This is a genomic window from Jiangella sp. DSM 45060 (genome assembly GCF_900105175.1).
In the GTDB taxonomy this organism is placed as follows: Bacteria; Actinomycetota; Actinomycetes; order Jiangellales; family Jiangellaceae; genus Jiangella.
The window spans coordinates 190,413-207,978 of the sequence record NZ_LT629771.1; the positions used below are offsets into that span (position 1 = coordinate 190,413).

A 17,566-nucleotide genomic window follows, 5' to 3' on the forward strand; every position below is an offset into this window, starting at 1 on the left:
CTAGATCTTGCGCAGCCTGATGCGCTGCACCGAGTGATCAGGGCCCTTGGTCAGCGTCAACGTGGCCCGGCCCCGCGTGGGCAGGATGTTCTGCGCGAGGTTGGGCCCGTTGATGGTGTCCCACAGCTGCTCGGCCTGGGTGACGGCGGCGTCGTGGTCGAGGTCGCCGTAGCGGCGGAAGTACGACTCCGGCCGCTGGAACGCCGTCTCGCGCAGCCGCAGGAACCGCTCGACGTACCAGCGGCGGACGTCCTTCGGTGAGGCGTCGACGTACAGGGAGAAGTCGAAGAAGTCGCTGACGGCGAGGCCGGCGACGCCGTCGGCGCGGGGCCGGGCCGGCTGCAGCACGTTCAGGCCCTCGATCAGCAGGATGTCCGGCCGCTCGACGCTGATCTGCCCGCCTTCGACGATGTCGTAGGTGAGGTGCGAGTACACCGGCGCCGTCACCACCTGCTCGCCCGACTTCACCGCCGTCACGAACCGCAGCAGCGCCCGCCGGTCGTACGACTCCGGGAACCCCTTGCGCTGCATGAGCCCGCGCCGCTGCAACTCGGCGTTGGGCAGCAGGAAGCCGTCGGTGGTGACCAACGCCACCCGGGGATGTTCGGACCAGCGGGCCAGCAGCACACGCAGCAGCCGCGCCGTCGTCGACTTCCCGACGGCGACCGACCCGGCGATGCCGATGACGAACGGCGTGCGCGCCGCGAACCCGCCGAGGAACGTCGTCGTCGCCTCGTGCAGCCGCGCCGTGGCCCGGAACCGCAGGTTGAGCAGGCGCGACAGCGGCAGATACACCTCGCGCACCTCGTCGAGGTCGACGGCGTCGCCGAGCCCGCGCAGCTCTTCCAGCTCCGCCGCCGTCAGCGACAACGGGGTCTCGTCGCGCAGCCGCGCCCAGTCGGCGCGGGACATCTCGACGAACGGTGACGAGTCGCGGACAACAGTCATGGTGGCCTCATTCTGACCGACATGTCCCGGCGATGCGCGATCCGGGGCCGAGTGCGGTTACAGTGACCGCCGTGTGCGGGATCGTGGGATACACAGGACATCGCCCAGCGCTCGACGTCGTCGTCGAGGGGCTGCGCAGGCTCGAATACCGCGGCTACGACTCCGCGGGCGTGGCGGTCGTCGCCGACGGCGCGCTGGCCTCGGCCAAGCGGGCAGGAAAGCTGGTGAACCTCGAGAAGGCGCTGGAGGAGCGGCCGCTGCCGGTCTCGGGCACCGGGCTGGGCCACACCCGGTGGGCCACGCACGGCTCGCCCACCGACCGCAACGCCCACCCGCACCTCGACGAGTCCGGCCGCGTCGCCGTCATCCACAACGGCATCATCGAGAACTTCGCCCGGCTGCGCGCCGAGCTGGAGGACTCCGGCGTCCGGTTCGCCTCCGAGACCGACACCGAGGTCGTCGCGCACCTGCTGGCCGCCGAGGTCGCCGCAGGGTCCGACCTCGTCGACGCCATGCGCTCGGTCTGCCGCCGCCTCGACGGCGCGTTCACGCTGCTCGCCGTGCACGCCGACGCCCCCGACCGCGTCGTCGCCGCCCGTCGCAACTCGCCGCTGGTCATCGGCGTCGGCGAGGGCGAGAACTTCCTCGCGTCCGACGTCTCCGCGTTCATCGCGCACACCCGCGAGGCCCTCGAGATCGGCGACGGCCAGGTCGTCGAGATCACGCCCGACGACGTCACGCTCACCGACTTCCACGGCAACGCCGTCGAGGAGAAGCGCTTCCACGTCGACTGGGACGCGTCGGCCGCCGAGAAGGACGGCTACGACTACTTCATGCTCAAGGAGATCGCTGAGCAGCCCAAGGCGGTCGCCAACACCCTGCTCGGGCGGGTCGGCAAGGACGGCCTGCTGTCGCTGGACGAGATGCGGCTGTCCGATGACGAACTGCGCGAGGTCGACAAGGTCGTCGTCGTGGCCTGCGGCACCGCCTACCACGCCGGCATGGTCGCCAAGTACGCCATCGAGCACTGGACCCGGCTCCCCTGCGAGGTCGAGCTGGCCAGCGAGTTCCGCTACCGCGACCCCGTCGTCGACCGTCAGACGCTGGTCATCGCGATCAGCCAGTCCGGCGAGACCATGGACACCCTGATGGCGCTGCGGTACGCCCGCGAGCAGGGCGCCAGGGTGCTGGCCATCTGCAACACCAACGGCTCCACCATCCCGCGCGAGTCCGACGCCGTCCTCTACACGCACGCCGGCCCCGAGGTCGCCGTCGCGTCGACGAAGGCGTTCCTCACCCAGCTGATCGCCTGCTTCCTCGTCGGCCTCTACCTCGGCCAGGTCCGCGGCACCAAGTGGGGCGACGAGATCCGCTCCGTCGTACGCGACCTCTCCGACCTGCCCGCCAAGGTCGACCTCGTCCTGGAGACGATGGAGCCGGTCCGCGAGCTGGCCCGCAACCTCGCCTCGGCCACGTCGGTGCTCTTCCTCGGCCGCCACGTCGGCTTCCCGGTGGCGTTGGAGGGCGCGCTCAAGCTCAAGGAGCTCGCCTACATGCACGCCGAGGGGTTCGCCGCCGGCGAGCTGAAGCACGGCCCCATCGCGCTGGTCGAGGAGGGCACCCCGATCGTCGTCGTGGTCCCGTCGCCGAAGGGCCGCTCGGTGCTGCACGACAAGATCGTCAGCAACATCCAGGAGGTCCGCGCCCGCGGCGCCCGCACCATCGTCATCGCCGAAGAGGGCGACGAGGACGTCGTGCCGTACGCCGACCACCTGATCCGCGTGCCCGAGTGCCCCGTGCTGCTGCAGCCGGTCGTCTCGACGGTGCCGCTGCAGGTCTTCGCCTGCGAAATGGCGAGCGCGCGAGGCTTCGACGTCGACCAGCCGCGGAACCTCGCCAAGAGCGTGACGGTGGAGTGAGCGACGTTCAGAAGTCGGTGGAGAGCAGGTCCATGACGAAGCCGTCGCGGCCGGTGAGCATGCCGACCGGGCGGAAGCCGACCGCGGCGTAGCAGCGGATCGCCACCTCGTTCGTCGCCGCCGTCTCGACGACGATGCGGTGGTGGTCGCAGGCGTCGAACAGGTGCCGGGCCAGCGTGCCGACGGCCTCGCGGCCCAGGCCGCGGCCGTGGAGGTCGGGGTCGAGCAGGATCTCCATGCCGGCGTGGCGGTCGCGCGGGTTGTCGACCTCCCAGTACTGGATCAGCCCGGCGATGCGCCGTCCGGCCAGGATGGTGTACCGCGTGGTGGACCCGTCCTGGAGCAGCCAGCCCTCACCGAGGCCGGTGGGATCCCACCACTGCTTGACCTCGGGTGTGCTGATGATGTGCAGCAGCATCGGCACGTCATCGGCGGCGACGGGGCGCAGAACGACGTGCTCGCCGGCCAATCCGCCCACGAGACTCAATTCGCCCATAGCCGCGAGTGTAAGTCGGCCACGGCATATCGGCATGCGGAACGACCGGCGGCCGCCCGGCTAGGGTGGTGCAGGTGATCGTGGGCGTGGGCATCGACGTCGTCGACGTGCGGCGGTTCGCCGAGACGCTGGAGCGGACGCCGGCGCTGGCGGTGCGCGTCTTCACCCCCGCCGAGCGGGCCCGGTCGGTCGCGTCGCAGGCGGCCCGGTTCGCCGCCAAGGAGGCGCTGGCCAAGGCGCTCGGCGCGCCGAAGGGGCTGCTCTGGCACGACGCCGAGGTCATCAGCGACGCCGACGGGCGGCCGTGGTTCGAGGTGCGCGGGACCGTCAAGGAGCGGTGCGAGCGGCTGCGCGTCGAGACGGTGCACCTGTCGCTGTCGCACGACGCCGGGGTGGCGTCGGCGATCGTGATCCTGGAAGGCGCGTCTCGGTGAGAGCCGTGCACACCGTCGCGGAGATCCGCGCCGCCGAGGACGCCCTGATGGCGCGGCTGCCCGAGGGCGCGCTCATGCAGCGGGCGGTCGCCGGCCTGGTGACGGTCTGCGCGGGCCTGCTCGACGGGGTGTACGGCGCGCGCGTGGTCGTGCTGGCCGGCGCCGGCAACAACGGCGGCGACGCGCTCTGGGCCGGCGCCCGGCTGGCCCGCCGCGGCGCGCACGCCGACGCCGTCCTGCTGAACCCGGAGAAGGCGCATGCGGAGGGCTTGGCGGCGTTCCGCGCCGCGGGCGGGCGCATCGTCGGCCCTGACGGCGTGAACGGCGCGCTCGCCGCCGCCGACCTCGTGCTGGACGGCATCCTCGGCATCGGCGGGCGGGGCGGGCTGCGCGGCGAGGCGGCCGAGCTGGCGCAGCTGCTGGGCGCGGGCCGCACGGCGGGCGCCGTCGTCGCCGTCGATCTTCCCAGCGGGGTCGACCCCGACACCGGCGAGACGCCCGGCCCGCACGTCGTCGCCGACCACACCGTCACGTTCGGCACCGGTAAGGCCGCGCTGGTCATCGACCCCGCGGCGGCCGCGGCCGGCGTCGTGCACGCCGTCGACATCGGGCTGACCCCGTACCTGCCGGAACCCGGGCTGACCGTGCTCGACGACGCCGACGTCGCGGCGCTGCTGCCCGATCCCGGCCGCGAGTCGGACAAGTACTCCCGCGGCGTCGTCGGCGTGCTGGCCGGGTCGGGGGAGTACCCCGGCGCGGCCGTCCTGGCCGTCGGCGGCGCGCTGCACGGCGGCGCCGGCATGGTCCGCTACGCCGGGCCCGGGGCCGTCGCCACCGAAGTGCGGGCCCGCTGGCCCGAGGCGATCGCCGGACCGTCACCGGACACCGTCGGGCGGGTGCAGGCCTGGACCATCGGCTCCGGGCTCGGTTCCGGCCGCGAGGCCGATGTCGCGGCGGCGCTGGCCGCCGGCCTGCCGGTCCTCGTCGACGCCGACGGCCTGCGCTCGCTGCCCGAGCGGTTCACCGGCTCGGCGCTGCTGACTCCGCACGCCGGTGAGCTGGCCCGGCTGCTGGGCGTCGAACGCGACGAGGTCGAGGCTCGTCGGCTGCACCACGCCCGGGCCGCCGCGGCCAGGTGGAACGCCGTCGTGCTGCTCAAGGGGTCGACGACGGTGCTGGCGTCGCCCGACGGGCGGGTGCGGGTCAACCCGACCGGGACGTCCGCGCTGGCCGCCGCCGGCACCGGCGACGTGCTCGCAGGGCTGGCCGGATCGCTGCTGGCCGGCGGGCTGTCACCGCTCGACGCGGGCAGCGTGGCGGCGTACGCGCACGGCCTCGCCGGGCAGCGGGCCGCGGCCGCGTCCGGGTACCCGAGCGCCGGCGACGTGCTGGCGGAGCTGCCGGCCGTGCTGCGGTCCCTGCGCGGCGCTTTGCCATGAGCACCCATACGCATCGATGCGTATCGGTGCTCATGGCAAAGGCCGCCGCCCGGTCGCCAGGGGCGGGCACCCCTTGTCGGTGGTGGCTGACACAATCGGTGACGTGGTGACCGATCAGTACGGCTCCCGGCCCGTGCCGCACGCGGAGGTGCGGGTCGACCTTGCCGCCATCCGCGACAACGTCGCCGAGCTCGCCGTCCGTTCCGCTCCCGCGCAGGTCATGGCGGTGGTGAAGGGCGACGCGTACGGCCACGGGCTGGTCCCGTCGGCGCGCGCCGCCCAGGCCGGCGGCGCCACCTGGCTGGGCACCGCCACCATGGCCGAGGCGCTGGCGCTGCGCGCCGCCGGGATCGGCGGACGGGTCATGGCCTGGCTCTGCGCGCCGGGCGAGCGGTGGGCCGACGCGCTGGCTGCCGACGTCGACGTGTCCGCGTCGGCGCCGTGGGCGGTGGCCGAGATCGCCGCCGCGGCGCGCGAGACCGGCCGCACCGCGCGGCTGCACCTCAAGGCCGACACCGGCATGGGCCGGTCCGGCGCGCCGCCGGCCGAGTGGCCCGAACTCGTCGACGACGCGCTGAAGGCCCAGGCCGAGGGGCTGGTCGAGGTCGTCGGCCTCTGGTCGCACCTGGCCTGCGCCGACGAACCCGGCCACCCGGCCAACGCCCAGCAGCTGGCCGCGTTCCGCGACGCCGTCGCGCTGGCCGAGTCGCGCGGCGCCCGGCCCGAGGTCCGCCACCTCGCCAACTCCGCCGCCACGCTCGCGCTGCGCGACGCCCACTTCGACCTCGTCCGGCCCGGGCTGGCCAGCTACGGGCTGTCGCCGGTGCCGCAGCAGGTCGCGCCGGGCGACGTCGGGCTGCGTCCGGCCATGTCGGTGCGGGCCCGGCTGACGCTGGTCAAACGGGTGCCGGCCGGTCAGGGCGTGTCGTACGGCCACCTCTACGTCACCGACCGCGAGTCCACGCTCGGGCTGGTGCCGCTCGGCTACGCCGACGGCGTGCCGCGGCACGCGTCCGGCGGCTCGGCCGGCCCCGGCGGGCCGTTGCTGGTGGGCGGCGTCACGCGGCGCGTCGCCGGGCGGGTCTGCATGGACCAGTTCGTCGTCGACCTCCGCGACGACGACGTCCGCGCCGGCGACGAGGTCGTGCTGTTCGGCGACGCCGCGGCCGGCGAGCCCACGGCACAGGACTGGGCCGACGCCGCGGGCACCATCTCGTACGAGATCGTCACCCGGTTCGCGCCGCGGCTGCCCCGCGTCTACGTCGGCGGAGCGCTGTGAGCCGGCTCGTCACGGCGGGACGCACGGCCGGGCTGATCGGCACGTGGGTCGGCGTCGCCACCGCCGGCGCCGCCGTCGGGTTCGCCGCCGAGCGCTACGTCATGGGCCGGTCGCTGAAGAAGGACGACCCCTACGCCGACGAGCCGTTCGGGTCGCTGCGCGGCACGTCGCACACCGTCACCACCGACGACGGCGTCGACCTCGGCGTCGAGGTCGACGACGGCCCGGCCGGCGCGCCCACCGTGGTGTTCTGCCACGGCTTCGCGCTCACCATGGACGCCTGGCACTTCCAGCGCCGCGACCTCCGCGGCAGCGCCCGGCTGGTGTTCTGGGACCAGCGCGGGCACGGCCGGTCCGGCCCGCTGCCCGACGACGGCGAGCTGTCCTTCCGGCGGCTCGGCGCCGACCTCGGCCAGGTCATCGACGAGATCGTGCCGAAGGGGCCCATCGTGCTGGTCGGCCACTCCATGGGCGGCATGACGGTGCAGGCGCTGGCCGAGGCGCGGCCCGAGCTGTTCGGCAAGCGGGTCGTCGCCGTCGCGCTCATCGCCACCAGCGGCCAGAAGATCGACGTCTCCGGGCTCGGGCTGCCCGGCTACCTCGGCCGGCTGGCCGGGCGGGCCGCGCCGGCCGCCGTCTCGATCCTGGCCCGCAAACCCGTGCTGGTCGAGCGCGGCCGCAAGATGGGCAGCGACCTCGCCTACGTGCTGACCAGGCGCTACGCGTTCGCCGAGGGCGGTTCGCCGAAGCTGGTCGAGTTCACCGCCATCATGAACGCGGCGGTACCCATCGACGTCGTCGCGCGGTTCTTCCCGCTGTTCGGCGAGCTCGACGCCGCGCCCGCCGTCCCCGTCCTGGCGAAGATCCCGGTGCTCGTCGTGGGTGGCGAGCGAGACCAGATGACGCCGGTCCAGCACAGCCGCGACCTCGCCGACGCGCTGGTCGACGTCGAGTACGTCGAGGCCACCGACGCCGGGCACATGGTGCTGCTGGAACGACACGAGGTGGTCACCGAGGCCTTGCGCACGCTGCTCGACCGGTCCCGCCGCGGCGGCCGGCCGCGGCGCATGAGCAGCCGCATCGCGTCCGTCCGGCGGCGGCGCACCGAGGAGGGCAAGCGGTGATCGACCTCGACGTCCCCGACGCCGAGTCCATGACGGCGCTGGGGGAACGGCTCGCGGGGCTGCTGCGCCCCGGCGACCTCGTGCTGCTCGGCGGCGACCTCGGGGCCGGCAAGACGACGCTCGCCCAGGGCGTCGGCGCCGGGCTGGGCGTGCGCGGCCCCGTCACGTCGCCGACGTTCGTCATCGCGCGGGTGCACCCGTCGCTGGCCGGCGGCCCGCCGCTGGTGCACGTCGACGCGTACCGGCTGGGCGGCTGGGACGAGCTCGAGGACATCGACCTCGAGGCCACGCTGGACGAGGCGGTCACGCTGGTCGAGTGGGGCGAGGGCGTCGCCGAAGGGCTGGCCGGCGACCGGCTGGAGATCCACATCGACCGCGCGCACGGCGCCGACCTCGGTGAGGTGCGGCACGTCCGCGTCCGCGTCGTCGGCGACCGCTGGAACGAGGACGCGCTGGCCGCGGTGGTGCGGCCGTGACCGACCGCACCGCGCCCACCGACGACCAGCTGGCCGCGCTGCTGGCCGCCGGCGCCGCCGTCGAGGACGCCGACCTCACCGAACGCGACCTCACCGAGCTGCTGGGCGTCGCCGGGCCGGCGCCGCGCGTGTTCCGCCGCTGCGACCTCACCGAGGCGCGGCTGGGCGGCGCCGCGCTGGTCGGCGCCACGTTCGAGTCGTGCACCATGGACGGCGCCGGGTTCGGGCGGGCCGACCTCGACGGCTCGGTGTGGACCGGCGGTGGCGCCCCGAAGGCCGACTTCTCCCGCGCCGACCTCTCCGACGCCCGCTTCGACGGCGTCGACCTCGCCAACACCAACTGGCGCGACACGCTGATCGCCGGTGTGGCCTTCACCGGCTGCCGCATGGTCGGCGCCCGGCTCGACGACTCGCGCGGACTCGGTGCCACGTTCAAGCGGTGCAACCTCATGCTGGCCGGGCTGTCCGGCATCAGCCTGCGCGGCCAGGAGCTCGACGGCCTGCGCATGGACGACGCCGTGCTGGCCGGCGCCGACCTGCGCGACACCGTCTGGACCGACTCCCGGCTGCGCGGCGTGGTGCTGCGCGCCGCCGAGCTCGACGGCGCCGATCTCCGCGGCGCCGACCTCGGCGACTTCTCCTGGCAGGAGGTCCACCTGCTGTCCGGCGCCACGATCTCCGGCGAGCAGGCGTCGCGGCTGCTCGGCCAGCTCGGCATCGTCGTCGACTGATGGCCCTCAGCTCGTCGGGAGGCGGCAGATCGCGCACGTCAGGCGGGATGCGACGGTGTGGAGGCTCGGTCCGGCTCGGTCCGCTTCGCGTCCTCCTGTGCCGGGCGGTCGCCGGGGTGGCGCAGGGCGATGAGGAACGCCACCGTCAGCGCGACGGCCATCGCGATCAGGACGGCTCGGATGCTCTCGGCGAAGTCCGCCGCCACCGCCTGCTCGACCGCGCCGCGCGCCGACGCGGGCACGCCGCTGAGGTCTCGGTCGCCGCCGCCGCTGGTGGCGGCCCGCTGGGCCAGCTCGTCCGCCGTGCTCCGGCCGACGCCGAGGCCGACCAGCGACGACGCGAACCGGTCGGTGAACACGTGCGTGGCGATGGTGCCAAGCACCGCGAACCCCAGCGCCGACCCGTAGTTGCGGATCGTCTGGTTGATGCCGGTGACCTCGCCGTAGGACGCGTCGTGGGTGCGGCTGACCGCGTCGGCGCTAGCCGGCCCGAGCAGGAACCCAATCCCGGCCCCGGCCAGCAGCAGCGGGTGGTGCTGGTCCGAGGCGTCCAGCGTGGTCACCTGCGTCGCCCACCTGGCGTAGCCGGCGATGCCCACCGCACAGCCCAGGAGGATCGTCGGCTTCGCGCCCCAGGCATCGAAGATGCGCCCGCCGACCTGCGCCGCCAGCAGGAAGCCGAGGAAGTACAGGAGCAGTAGCGTGCTCGCGCCGCCCGCGTCGAGGCCCAGCGACACCGCCGCGTACACGCTGAGGAAGTACGCGACGGGCACGAACGCGACCATCGCGAAGAACAGCACGCCGGAGTCGACCCGGAAGCCGCGCAGCCGGAAGATGTCCAGCCGGATCAGCGGCGGGTGACGGCGTCGCTCGACGAACCCGAACAACACCAGCAACACGGCACCGCCGACCAGGCACGCCCAGGTCCAGACGCTGGTCCAGCCCCACTCCGTGGCCTGCGAGAACCCGACCACGCTGAGCGCCATGCCGGCCGCCACCATGGCCGCCCCGAGCCAGTCGATCGCGCCCGGTCGCCGATGCTCGCCGATCGGCGCCAGCACGACGCCCACCAGCGCGGCCGCCGCGACCGGCAGGTTGATCCAGAAGATCGTCCGCCACGACCACTCGAGCAGGTAGCTGCCCAGGACCGGGCCCAGCGCGGTGAACGCCCCGGTGAGGCCGAAGAACATCGCCATCGACCGGCCGCGCTTCTCTGGCGCCGCGCTGCCGTAGACGATCGAGATCGCCGCGGGCAGCAGCACCGCCGCGAAGACGCCCTGCGCCGCCCGTGCCGTGATCAGCCAGGCCTCCGCCCACGATGCGTCGGGGGTCGCGCCGCACAGCGCCGACATAACAGCGAACCCGGCGACGCCGACCAGCACCATGCGCCGGGCGCCCCAGGCGTCGGCGATGCGCCCGCCGAGGGCGAACGTCGCGGCCAGCGCCACCAGGTAAGCGTTGATCACCCATTCGCCCTCGTTGCTGGTGAGGCCGAGGTCGCGCTGCAGGTCCGGCGACGCGATCGCCACGATGGTCTGGTCGATGAACGACATCGAGACGGCCAGGATCATCGCCACCATGACGAGCGGCGACAGCCGGGCGGTGCGGGTCGAGTCGGTCATGAGCATTACCCTCCGCCCGGTCGCGCCGCGCCCAGGTCACCCGAACTGGGTGAGGTGGGTACCGCGGACGTAGGGTGGGCGGGTGCTGTTGCTGGCCCTGGACACGTCGACTCCCGCGGTGACCGTCGCCCTGCATGACGGCGAGCGGGTGCTGGCCGAGGCGACCACCGTCGACCCACGCCGGCACACCGAGTTGCTGATGCCGCTGGTCACGTCCGTGCTGGACGATGCCGGCGCCGGCCGCCGCGACCTCACCGAGCTGGCCGTCGGCGTCGGGCCGGGGCCGTTCACCGGGCTGCGGGTCGGCCTGGCCGCGGCGCGCACCATGGGCGCCGTCCTCGACCTCCCGGTCCGCGGGGTCTGCAGCCTCGACGTGCTCGCGTACGGCGTGCGCGCGGCGAACCCGCCGGGCGAGCCGTTCGCCGTCGCCACCGACGCCCGCCGCCGCGAGGTGTACTGGGCCACCTACGACGCCGGCGGCGTGCGCGTCAGCGGCCCCGACGTCGGTCCGGCCGCCGCTCTCGCCGAGCACCGGCTGCCCGCCGCGGGCGCCGGCGCACGCCTGTACCCCGACGCGTTCGCCCGCGCGCTCGACCCCGAGTACCCGTCCGCCGCGCACCTCGCCGCCGCCGTCGTCGCCGAGGCCGTCGAGATCCTGCCGCCCGACCCGCTCTACCTGCGCCGCCCCGACGCCACGCCGCCGAGCGCGCGGAAGAGCGTCCTCGCCCGGTGAGGGTCGCGCTGCGGCCCATGCGCGAGCCGGACCTCGACACCGTCGTGCCGCTGGAGCAGGAGCTGTTCGCCGGCGACCCGCCGTGGTCGGCGGAGCAGTTCCGGTCGGAACTGGCCGGCGTCCCGGACACCCGCTGGTACGTCGTCGCCGAGGACGACGGCGAGGTGGTCGGCTACGCGGGGCTGCTGCTGCCCGGGCTGGCCGGCGAGCCCGCCGACGTCATGACGATCGCCGTCGCGCCGGGCCGGCAGCGCGGCGGCGTCGGGACGTTGCTGATGACGGCGCTCGAGGCGGAGGCCCGGCGCCGCGGCGCCGGGGAGCTGCTGCTGGAGGTCCGCGCCGACAACGAGCCGGCGCGGACGTTCTACACGCGGCACGGTTTCGAGCGCATCGCCGTGCGGCGCAAGTACTACGGCGGCGGCCGCGACGGGCTCGTCCTGCGGAAGTGGCTGCGGGCCGGGTCCGCGGCGGAGGGATAATCGGCGGCGTGAGCGACCAGCCCCTGATCCTCGGCATCGAGACCTCCTGCGACGAGACCGGCGTCGGCCTGGTGCGCGGCACCACGCTGCTCGCCAACGCCGTCGCCAGCTCCGTCGACGAGCACGTCCGCTTCGGCGGCGTCGTCCCGGAGGTGGCCAGCCGCGCGCACCTCGAGGCGATGGTGCCGACGCTGCAGCGGGCGCTGTCCGAGGCCGGCGCCTCGCTCGGTGACGTCGACGCCGTCGCCGTCACCGCGGGGCCGGGGCTGGCCGGCGCCCTGATGGTGGGGGTGTCCGCTGCCAAGGCGCTCGCCGTTGCGCTGGACAAGCCCTTCTACGGCGTCAACCACCTGGTCGGGCACGTGGCGGCGGAGCAGCTGGAGAACGGCCCGCTGACCGAGCCGGTGGTCGCGCTGCTGGTGTCGGGCGGCCACACCGAGATCCTGCTGGTCGAGGACATCGCGACGTCGGCGACGCTGCTCGGCCAGACCCTCGACGACGCCGCGGGCGAGGCGTTCGACAAGGTGGCCCGGCTGATCGGGCTGAAGTACCCGGGCGGGCCGAACATCCAGCGCGCCGCCGAGGAGGGCGACCCCGCCGCCATCCGGTTCCCGCGCGGCCTCACCAGCCAGCGCGACCTCGAACGGCACCGCTACGACTTCTCCTTCTCCGGCCTGAAGACGGCGGTCGCCCGCTGGGTCGAGACCGCCGAGCGCGAAGGCCGGGCGGTCCCGGTGGCCGACGTCGCGGCCGGCTTCCAGGAGGCCGTGGCCGACGTGCTCACCCGCAAGGCCGTGCTGGCCTGCCAGGAGCGCGGCATCTCGACGATGGTCCTGGCCGGCGGCGTGGCGGCGAACGCCCGGCTGCGCGACCTCACCCGCGAGCGCTGCGCGGCGGCCGGCATCGAGCTGCGCCAGCCCCGGTTCTCGCTGTGCACCGACAACGGCGCCATGATCGCGGCCCTCGGCGCCGCCGTCGTCGAGCGTGGCCTGCCGCCGTCGTCGCTGGACTTCGCCTCCGACTCGTCGCTGCCGGTGACCCAGGTGCTGGTCGGCTAGAGCCGCTCCAGGGCGCCGGGGAGCTCGCTGATGTCGCCGAGGACGGTCGTGGCGGTCGCGGCCAGGACTGCCGGGTCGGGCGGGAAGTGCGGGTTCGGCACCGCGACGACGGTCAGGCCGGCGGCGTGGGCGGAGCGCAGCCCGTTGGTGGAGTCCTCGACCGCGGCGGCGCGACGCGGATCGACGTCCAGGCGGCGGGCGGCCTCGAGGTAGACGTCGGGGGCGGGCTTGCCGGCGGCGACGTCCTCGCTGGACACCGCGACGGGCACGAGGCCGGTGAGCCCGGCGAACTCCAGGAACGACGTGATCAGCACCGGCGGCGACGAGCTGGCGATGCCGACCGGCCCGCGCGCGGCCACCGCCCGCACGGCGTCGACGGCGCCCTCGATGACCGGCGGCGCGTCGGCGTACCTGCGGGCCATCTCGTCGACGACCGCCCGCGCCACCTCGTCCGCCGTCAGCGCCGTGCCCAGCTCGCCGACCAGGTAGGCGGCCCACTCGGGCGTGCTCATGCCCTGCATGGCGCGCGTCGCCGCCTCCGTCCACGTCCCCCCGTGCTCCGCCACCACCGCCCGGCGCACCTCGTCCCACGCACGTTCGGAGTCGACCAGCACGCCGTCGAGATCGAAGACCACCGCATCCATGCCCGCCACGCTACCGGGGCGGTCAGCGGGGCTCCGGGATCAGCCAGAGGCCGCCGCGGGGGCGGAGGGTGATCAGCGGGTCCAGCCGTAGCGGCCGGCCGGGGACGGGGCGCAGGCGCCAGTGCCGCAGGATCGTCGCCAGGCCGAGCACCGCCTCGGTCCAGGCGAACCCCTCGCCGATGCAGCGGCGCAGTCCGGCGCCGAACGGGAAGAACGCCCACCGCGGCCGGTCGGCGCCCCCGTCCAACCAGCGGGAGGGGTCGAAGGTGAACGGCTGCGGCCACCATCGCTCGTCGTGGTGGACGACCCACTGGGGCAGGACGACGAGGTCGCCCGGCTCGATGACGTGCCCGCCCACCTCGTGCGGGACGAGCGCCTGGCGACCCATCATCCACGACGGCGGGTAGAGCCGCAGCGTCTCGGACACGACGGCGCGGCACAGCGGCAGCCGGTCGAGGTCGTCCGGCCCCGGTGCGCCGACACCGTCGACCTCGTCCCGCACCGACGCCTGCACGGACGGGTGGACGGCGAGCAGGTGCAGCGCGAACGCCAGCGTGTTCGCCGTCGTCTCGTGGCCGGCCAGCAGCAGCGTCGCCGCCTCGTCGCGCAACTCCTGCGACGACAGGCGGCCGTCGCCGGACCCCAGGACCAGGGCGGACAGCAGGTCGCCGCCGTCGCGGCCGGACGCCACCCGGTCGGCGACCACCGAGTCGACCAGCCCATGCAGCCGCCGCCGTCCCCGCTGCAGCCGCCGCAGCGGCCCGACCGGCAGCCCCTGCAGCCGCTGGCTGAACGGCAGGAACGCCAGCTTGTACGCGCTCAGCAGGTCCGCCAGCGCCCCCTCGACGGCGCCGACGTCGACGGACGTGCCGAGCAGCGTCGTGCCGGCCGTCTCCAGCGTCATCCGGACCGTCGCCGCGTGCACGTCCAGCGGCTCCCGAGGGGTCCACGACGCCGACACAGCAGCGGAACGGTCCACCATCACCGACGCGTACCCGGTAATGTGCCGCGAGTGGAACGCCGGCTGCACGAGGTCGCGGTGCTGACGGTGCACGTCGCCCTCGGCGGTGAGCAGGCCGTCGCCGAGCACGACGCGGGCGCGCTGCAGCACCATGCCCTTGCGGAACCCGGCGGCGTCGGTGACCAGCACCTGCCGGACGAGGTCGGGGTGCGCGAGCTGCCACACCGGGAACGGGCCGAGCCGGAACCGGGCGACGTCGCCGTGCTCGCGCTGCATGGCGGCGACGAAGCGCAGCCGGTCGGACTGGAACGCGAACAGATCACCGACGACCGGCAGCGGGCGGCGCATACCCCGACGCTACGAGCGCCGGCCCGCGCGCCGCCACCCGTTCGCTCACGGTCCGGACACCCGGCGTGGCAGACTGGCGGAAATGCGGCGACTGCTCCTCCTTCTCGCCGGTGCGCTCCTGCTCGCCTCCTGTGGCGGCAGTGACGACGGCGCCGACGACGACTCCTCGGCCACCGAACCCGGCACCACGGCCACCACCAGCCCCAGCCCTACCCCGTCGCCGACCCCCACCACGCCGCCGCCGCTGGCCTGGGGCCCCACGCAGGACGAGTTCGACCGCGCCGCCGCACTGGTGGCCGAGATGCCGGTGGAACGGCAGGCCGGGCAGGTCATCGTCGCGCGCTACAGCGGCCTCGAGCCGCCGACGAGCCAGATCGCGGAGCTCGGCCTCGGCGGCGTCATCCTCATGGGCGACAACGTCGAGTCGCCGGAGCAGGTCCAGGAGGCGACGGCGGCCATCCAGGCGGCCGACGACCGCGAGTTCCCCGTCATCATCGGCATCGACCAGGAGGGCGGCACGGTCGCGCGCATCAAGGCGCCGGCGACGGAGTTCCCCGCCTACATGACGCTCGGCGCGTCCCGCGACACCGAGCTTGCGGCGCAGGTCGCGCTGGCCAGCGGCGAGGAGCTGCGCGGCATGGGCCTGACCATGGTGTTCGCCCCCGACGCCGACGTCACCACCGGCCCGGACGACCCCACCATCGGCACGCGGTCGGCGTCGTCCGACCCGCAGGTCGTCGCCGAGACCGTCCAGGCGTCGCTCGGCGGTTACGCGGCGTCCGGCATCGTCGCGGTGTCCAAGCACTTCCCGGGGCACGGCTCGGTCCCGGCCGACAGCCACGAGGAGCTGCCGGTGCAGACGGCCGGCCTGGACGAGCTGCGCGCCCGCGACTTCGTACCGTTCCAGGCGGCGGTGGCCGCCGGCGCCGAGGCGATCATGGTCGCGCACATAGAAGTAGAGGCCGTCGAGTCAGGTCTGCCGTCGTCGCTGTCGCCGAAGGTCATCGGACTCCTGCGGGACGAGCTCGGCTTCGACGGGCTGGTGGTCACCGACGCGCAGGACATGGCCGCCATCAGCGACGGCTACGGCTCCGGCGCCGCCGCGGTGCAGTCGCTGGCCGCCGGCGCCGACGTCGTGCTGATGCCGGCCGACGTCGAGTCCGCGCACACCGCGATCGTCGACGCCGTCGCGAGCGGCGAGCTGCCCGCGGACCGGCTGGCCCAGGCGGCCACCCGCGGCGTCGCGCTGATGCTGCACGAGGCGGCCGGCCCGGCGCCCGACTCGGCCGCCGTCGGCACGCACGAGGAGCTGTCCTACCAGGAGTCGCTCGGCGGCGTCACGGTCGTCGCCGGCGCCTGCGAGGGCCCCCTGGTCGACGGCCCCGTCCGCGTCGTCGGCGGCGAGGAGGCCGACCGCGTCCGCTTCGACGAGGCCGCCGCGGCCGCCGGCCTCACCACCGACGCGAACGCGCCGACGACGGTCCGGCTGCTCGGCGGGACGGAGCCCGGCTCCGGCGACGTCGTGGTCGCGCTGGACCGCCCGTACGCGCTCGGCGGCAGCGACGCGCCGGTCAAGGTGGCACTGTACGGGCGCACGCCGGGGGCGTTCCGCGCGCTGGCCGAGGTGCTGGCCGGAACGTCACCGGCGCGCGGCACGCTGCCCGTCCCCGTCTCCGGGGCCGAGCAGCAGGGCTGCGCGTCCTAGCGTGACGCCGTCAGCGCGGCCAGCGCCGTGCTGACGAACACCCGCACGCCGTAGGCCAGCGCCTTCTCGTCGATGTCGAAGTCGCCCTGGTGGAGGTCGCCCATCTTCGCCAGCGCGCTGCCGTGCACGCCGATGCGGGCCAGCGCCAGCGGCACGTGCTCGCCGTACCAGGCGAAGTCCTCGCCGCCCATGCTGGTCGACGTTCCGGTGACGGCGTGCGGGCCCAGCTCGGTGGCGACGGCCTGGCGCATGAGCACCACGCTGGCCTCGTCGTTCACCACCGGCGGCACGCCCCGCTCGTAGTCGACCTCGACCCGGGCGCCGCTGGGGTGTGCGAGGTCGCGGACGACGGCGCGGACGTACTTCTCGGCGTCGGCCCAGGCGGCGTGGTCGAGCACGCGGACGGTGCCGCGCAGCACGCCCTCGGACGGGATGGCGTTGGGCGGTCCGCCGGCCTGGATCGACCCCCACACCAGCGAGAACCCGGCCCGGATGTCGATCTGCCGGGCCAGCAGCGCCGGCGCGTCGACGGCGATGCGCGACAGGGTGTCGACGGTGTCGACGGTCAGCTGCGGCCGCGCGGTGTGCCCGCCGGGGCCGGAGACGCGCACCTCGACGAGGTCGCAGGCCGCCGTGATGGGGCCGGACCGCATGCCGATCTGGCCGACCGGCAGCCGTGGGTCGCAGTGCAGCGCGAACGCCCGCTCGACCCCCTCCAGCGCGCCGGCCGCGATGACCTCGCGGGCGCCGGCCATGATCTCCTCGGCGGGCTGGAAGATCACCCGCACCCGTCCGGGCAGCTGCGGCACCTTCGCCAGCGCCAGGGCCGCACCGAGCGCCATGACGGTGTGCGCGTCGTGGCCGCACGCGTGGCAGACGCCGTCGACGGTGGAGCGGTAGGGGACGTCCTTGAGGTCGCGCAGCGGCAGCGCGTCGATATCGGCGCGCAGCGCGACGGTGCGCGAGCCGGTACCGATGTCGACGACCACGCCGGTGCCGCGCGGCAGCACCCGCGGCTCGAGGCCGGACATCCGCAGCTGGCGGACGAGGAGGTCGGTGGTCTGGTGCTCGTTCAGGCCGAGCTCGGGCCGCGCATGGAGCGTGCGACGCAGCGCTGTGAGGTCGTCGGTATGAAGGTCGAGCCAGCTCGCAAGCCAGTCGTAGGTCACT

Annotated in this window: 17 protein-coding genes; 11 read left to right on the forward strand and 6 right to left on the reverse strand. The window is 74.6% G+C overall.

Features of this window, described 5'->3' with window-relative positions:
- Positions 1 to 948 carry a type I pantothenate kinase gene (gene coaA / locus BLU82_RS00970; protein ID WP_092614405.1) on the reverse strand — a complete coding sequence of 316 codons (948 nt, stop codon included), beginning with the start codon at positions 946 to 948 and terminating at the stop codon, positions 1 to 3.
- Positions 949 to 1,019: 71 nt separating this feature from the next.
- Between coaA and glmS the strand changes: the two genes are divergently transcribed.
- Positions 1,020 to 2,867, forward strand: coding sequence for a glutamine--fructose-6-phosphate transaminase (isomerizing) (glmS, locus tag BLU82_RS00975; RefSeq protein ID WP_092625250.1), 1,848 nt, complete (start codon positions 1,020 to 1,022; stop codon positions 2,865 to 2,867).
- A 7-nt stretch (positions 2,868 to 2,874) separates the two neighbouring features.
- Here the strand turns inward: glmS and BLU82_RS00980 are convergent, their stop codons facing one another.
- Entirely contained in the window at positions 2,875 to 3,363 is a 489-nt protein-coding gene (locus BLU82_RS00980; protein ID WP_092614408.1) for a GNAT family N-acetyltransferase, read from the reverse strand.
- 74 nt (positions 3,364 to 3,437) lie between these two features.
- On the opposite strand from BLU82_RS00980, the gene BLU82_RS00985 reads away from it, so the two are divergent.
- The 6 genes from BLU82_RS00985 (at position 3,438) to BLU82_RS01010 (ending at position 8,846) form a co-directional block, all read left to right on the forward strand.
- Entirely contained in the window at positions 3,438 to 3,797 is a 360-nt protein-coding gene (locus tag BLU82_RS00985; protein ID WP_092625252.1) for a holo-ACP synthase, read from the forward strand.
- Positions 3,794 to 5,236, forward strand: coding sequence for an NAD(P)H-hydrate dehydratase (locus tag BLU82_RS00990; RefSeq protein WP_172885499.1), 1,443 nt, complete (start codon positions 3,794 to 3,796; stop codon positions 5,234 to 5,236). The genes BLU82_RS00985 and BLU82_RS00990 overlap by 4 nt, the downstream gene beginning before the upstream one ends.
- Before the next feature lie 106 nt (positions 5,237 to 5,342).
- Entirely contained in the window at positions 5,343 to 6,515 is a 1,173-nt protein-coding gene (gene alr / locus BLU82_RS00995) for an alanine racemase (protein WP_370246354.1), read from the forward strand.
- The gene (locus BLU82_RS01000; protein ID WP_197682659.1) at positions 6,512 to 7,639 is read left to right on the forward strand and encodes an alpha/beta fold hydrolase; all 1,128 of its coding nucleotides are present in this window, start codon (positions 6,512 to 6,514) and stop codon (positions 7,637 to 7,639) included. Before alr ends, BLU82_RS01000 begins: the two co-directional genes overlap by 4 nt.
- Positions 7,636 to 8,115: a tRNA (adenosine(37)-N6)-threonylcarbamoyltransferase complex ATPase subunit type 1 TsaE gene (gene tsaE, locus BLU82_RS01005; protein WP_231947670.1), complete on the forward strand. Its 480-nt coding sequence runs from the start codon at positions 7,636 to 7,638 to the stop codon at positions 8,113 to 8,115. The genes BLU82_RS01000 and tsaE overlap by 4 nt, the downstream gene beginning before the upstream one ends.
- Positions 8,112 to 8,846 (forward strand): pentapeptide repeat-containing protein, encoded by a 735-nt coding sequence (locus BLU82_RS01010; protein WP_197682660.1) that lies wholly within the window; start codon positions 8,112 to 8,114, stop codon positions 8,844 to 8,846. Before tsaE ends, BLU82_RS01010 begins: the two co-directional genes overlap by 4 nt.
- Before the next feature lie 38 nt (positions 8,847 to 8,884).
- On the opposite strand, the gene BLU82_RS01015 is transcribed toward BLU82_RS01010, so the two are convergent.
- Complete coding sequence (locus BLU82_RS01015) at positions 8,885 to 10,468, reverse strand: MFS transporter (RefSeq protein ID WP_092625262.1); 1,584 nt, start codon at positions 10,466 to 10,468, stop codon at positions 8,885 to 8,887.
- An 82-nt stretch (positions 10,469 to 10,550) separates the two neighbouring features.
- On the opposite strand from BLU82_RS01015, the gene tsaB reads away from it, so the two are divergent.
- The 3 genes from tsaB to tsaD are packed head-to-tail and all read left to right on the forward strand — an operon-like array spanning position 10,551 to position 12,738.
- Complete coding sequence (gene tsaB, locus BLU82_RS01020) at positions 10,551 to 11,201, forward strand: tRNA (adenosine(37)-N6)-threonylcarbamoyltransferase complex dimerization subunit type 1 TsaB (protein WP_092614414.1); 651 nt, start codon at positions 10,551 to 10,553, stop codon at positions 11,199 to 11,201.
- The gene (gene rimI, locus BLU82_RS01025) at positions 11,198 to 11,680 is read left to right on the forward strand and encodes a ribosomal protein S18-alanine N-acetyltransferase (protein WP_231947671.1); all 483 of its coding nucleotides are present in this window, start codon (positions 11,198 to 11,200) and stop codon (positions 11,678 to 11,680) included. Before tsaB ends, rimI begins: the two co-directional genes overlap by 4 nt.
- Positions 11,680 to 12,738 carry a tRNA (adenosine(37)-N6)-threonylcarbamoyltransferase complex transferase subunit TsaD gene (gene tsaD, locus BLU82_RS01030; protein WP_370246355.1) on the forward strand — a complete coding sequence of 353 codons (1,059 nt, stop codon included), beginning with the start codon at positions 11,680 to 11,682 and terminating at the stop codon, positions 12,736 to 12,738. Before rimI ends, tsaD begins: the two co-directional genes overlap by 1 nt.
- On the opposite strand, the gene BLU82_RS01035 is transcribed toward tsaD, so the two are convergent.
- Together BLU82_RS01035 and BLU82_RS01040 are read right to left on the reverse strand one after the other, a co-directional pair.
- Entirely contained in the window at positions 12,735 to 13,382 is a 648-nt protein-coding gene (locus BLU82_RS01035; protein ID WP_092614420.1) for an HAD family phosphatase, read from the reverse strand. The two genes, tsaD and BLU82_RS01035, sit on opposite strands and share 4 nt — an antisense overlap.
- 22 nt (positions 13,383 to 13,404) lie before the next feature.
- Positions 13,405 to 14,691, reverse strand: coding sequence for a cytochrome P450 (locus BLU82_RS01040; RefSeq protein ID WP_092614423.1), 1,287 nt, complete (start codon positions 14,689 to 14,691; stop codon positions 13,405 to 13,407).
- An 82-nt stretch (positions 14,692 to 14,773) separates the two neighbouring features.
- On the opposite strand from BLU82_RS01040, the gene BLU82_RS01045 reads away from it, so the two are divergent.
- Positions 14,774 to 16,396, forward strand: coding sequence for a glycoside hydrolase family 3 protein (locus BLU82_RS01045; RefSeq protein WP_197682661.1), 1,623 nt, complete (start codon positions 14,774 to 14,776; stop codon positions 16,394 to 16,396).
- Here the strand turns inward: BLU82_RS01045 and BLU82_RS01050 are convergent.
- Entirely contained in the window at positions 16,393 to 17,565 is a 1,173-nt protein-coding gene (locus tag BLU82_RS01050; RefSeq protein ID WP_092614426.1) for an amidohydrolase, read from the reverse strand. The genes BLU82_RS01045 and BLU82_RS01050 overlap by 4 nt on opposite strands.
- Position 17,566 lies beyond the last annotated feature (1 nt).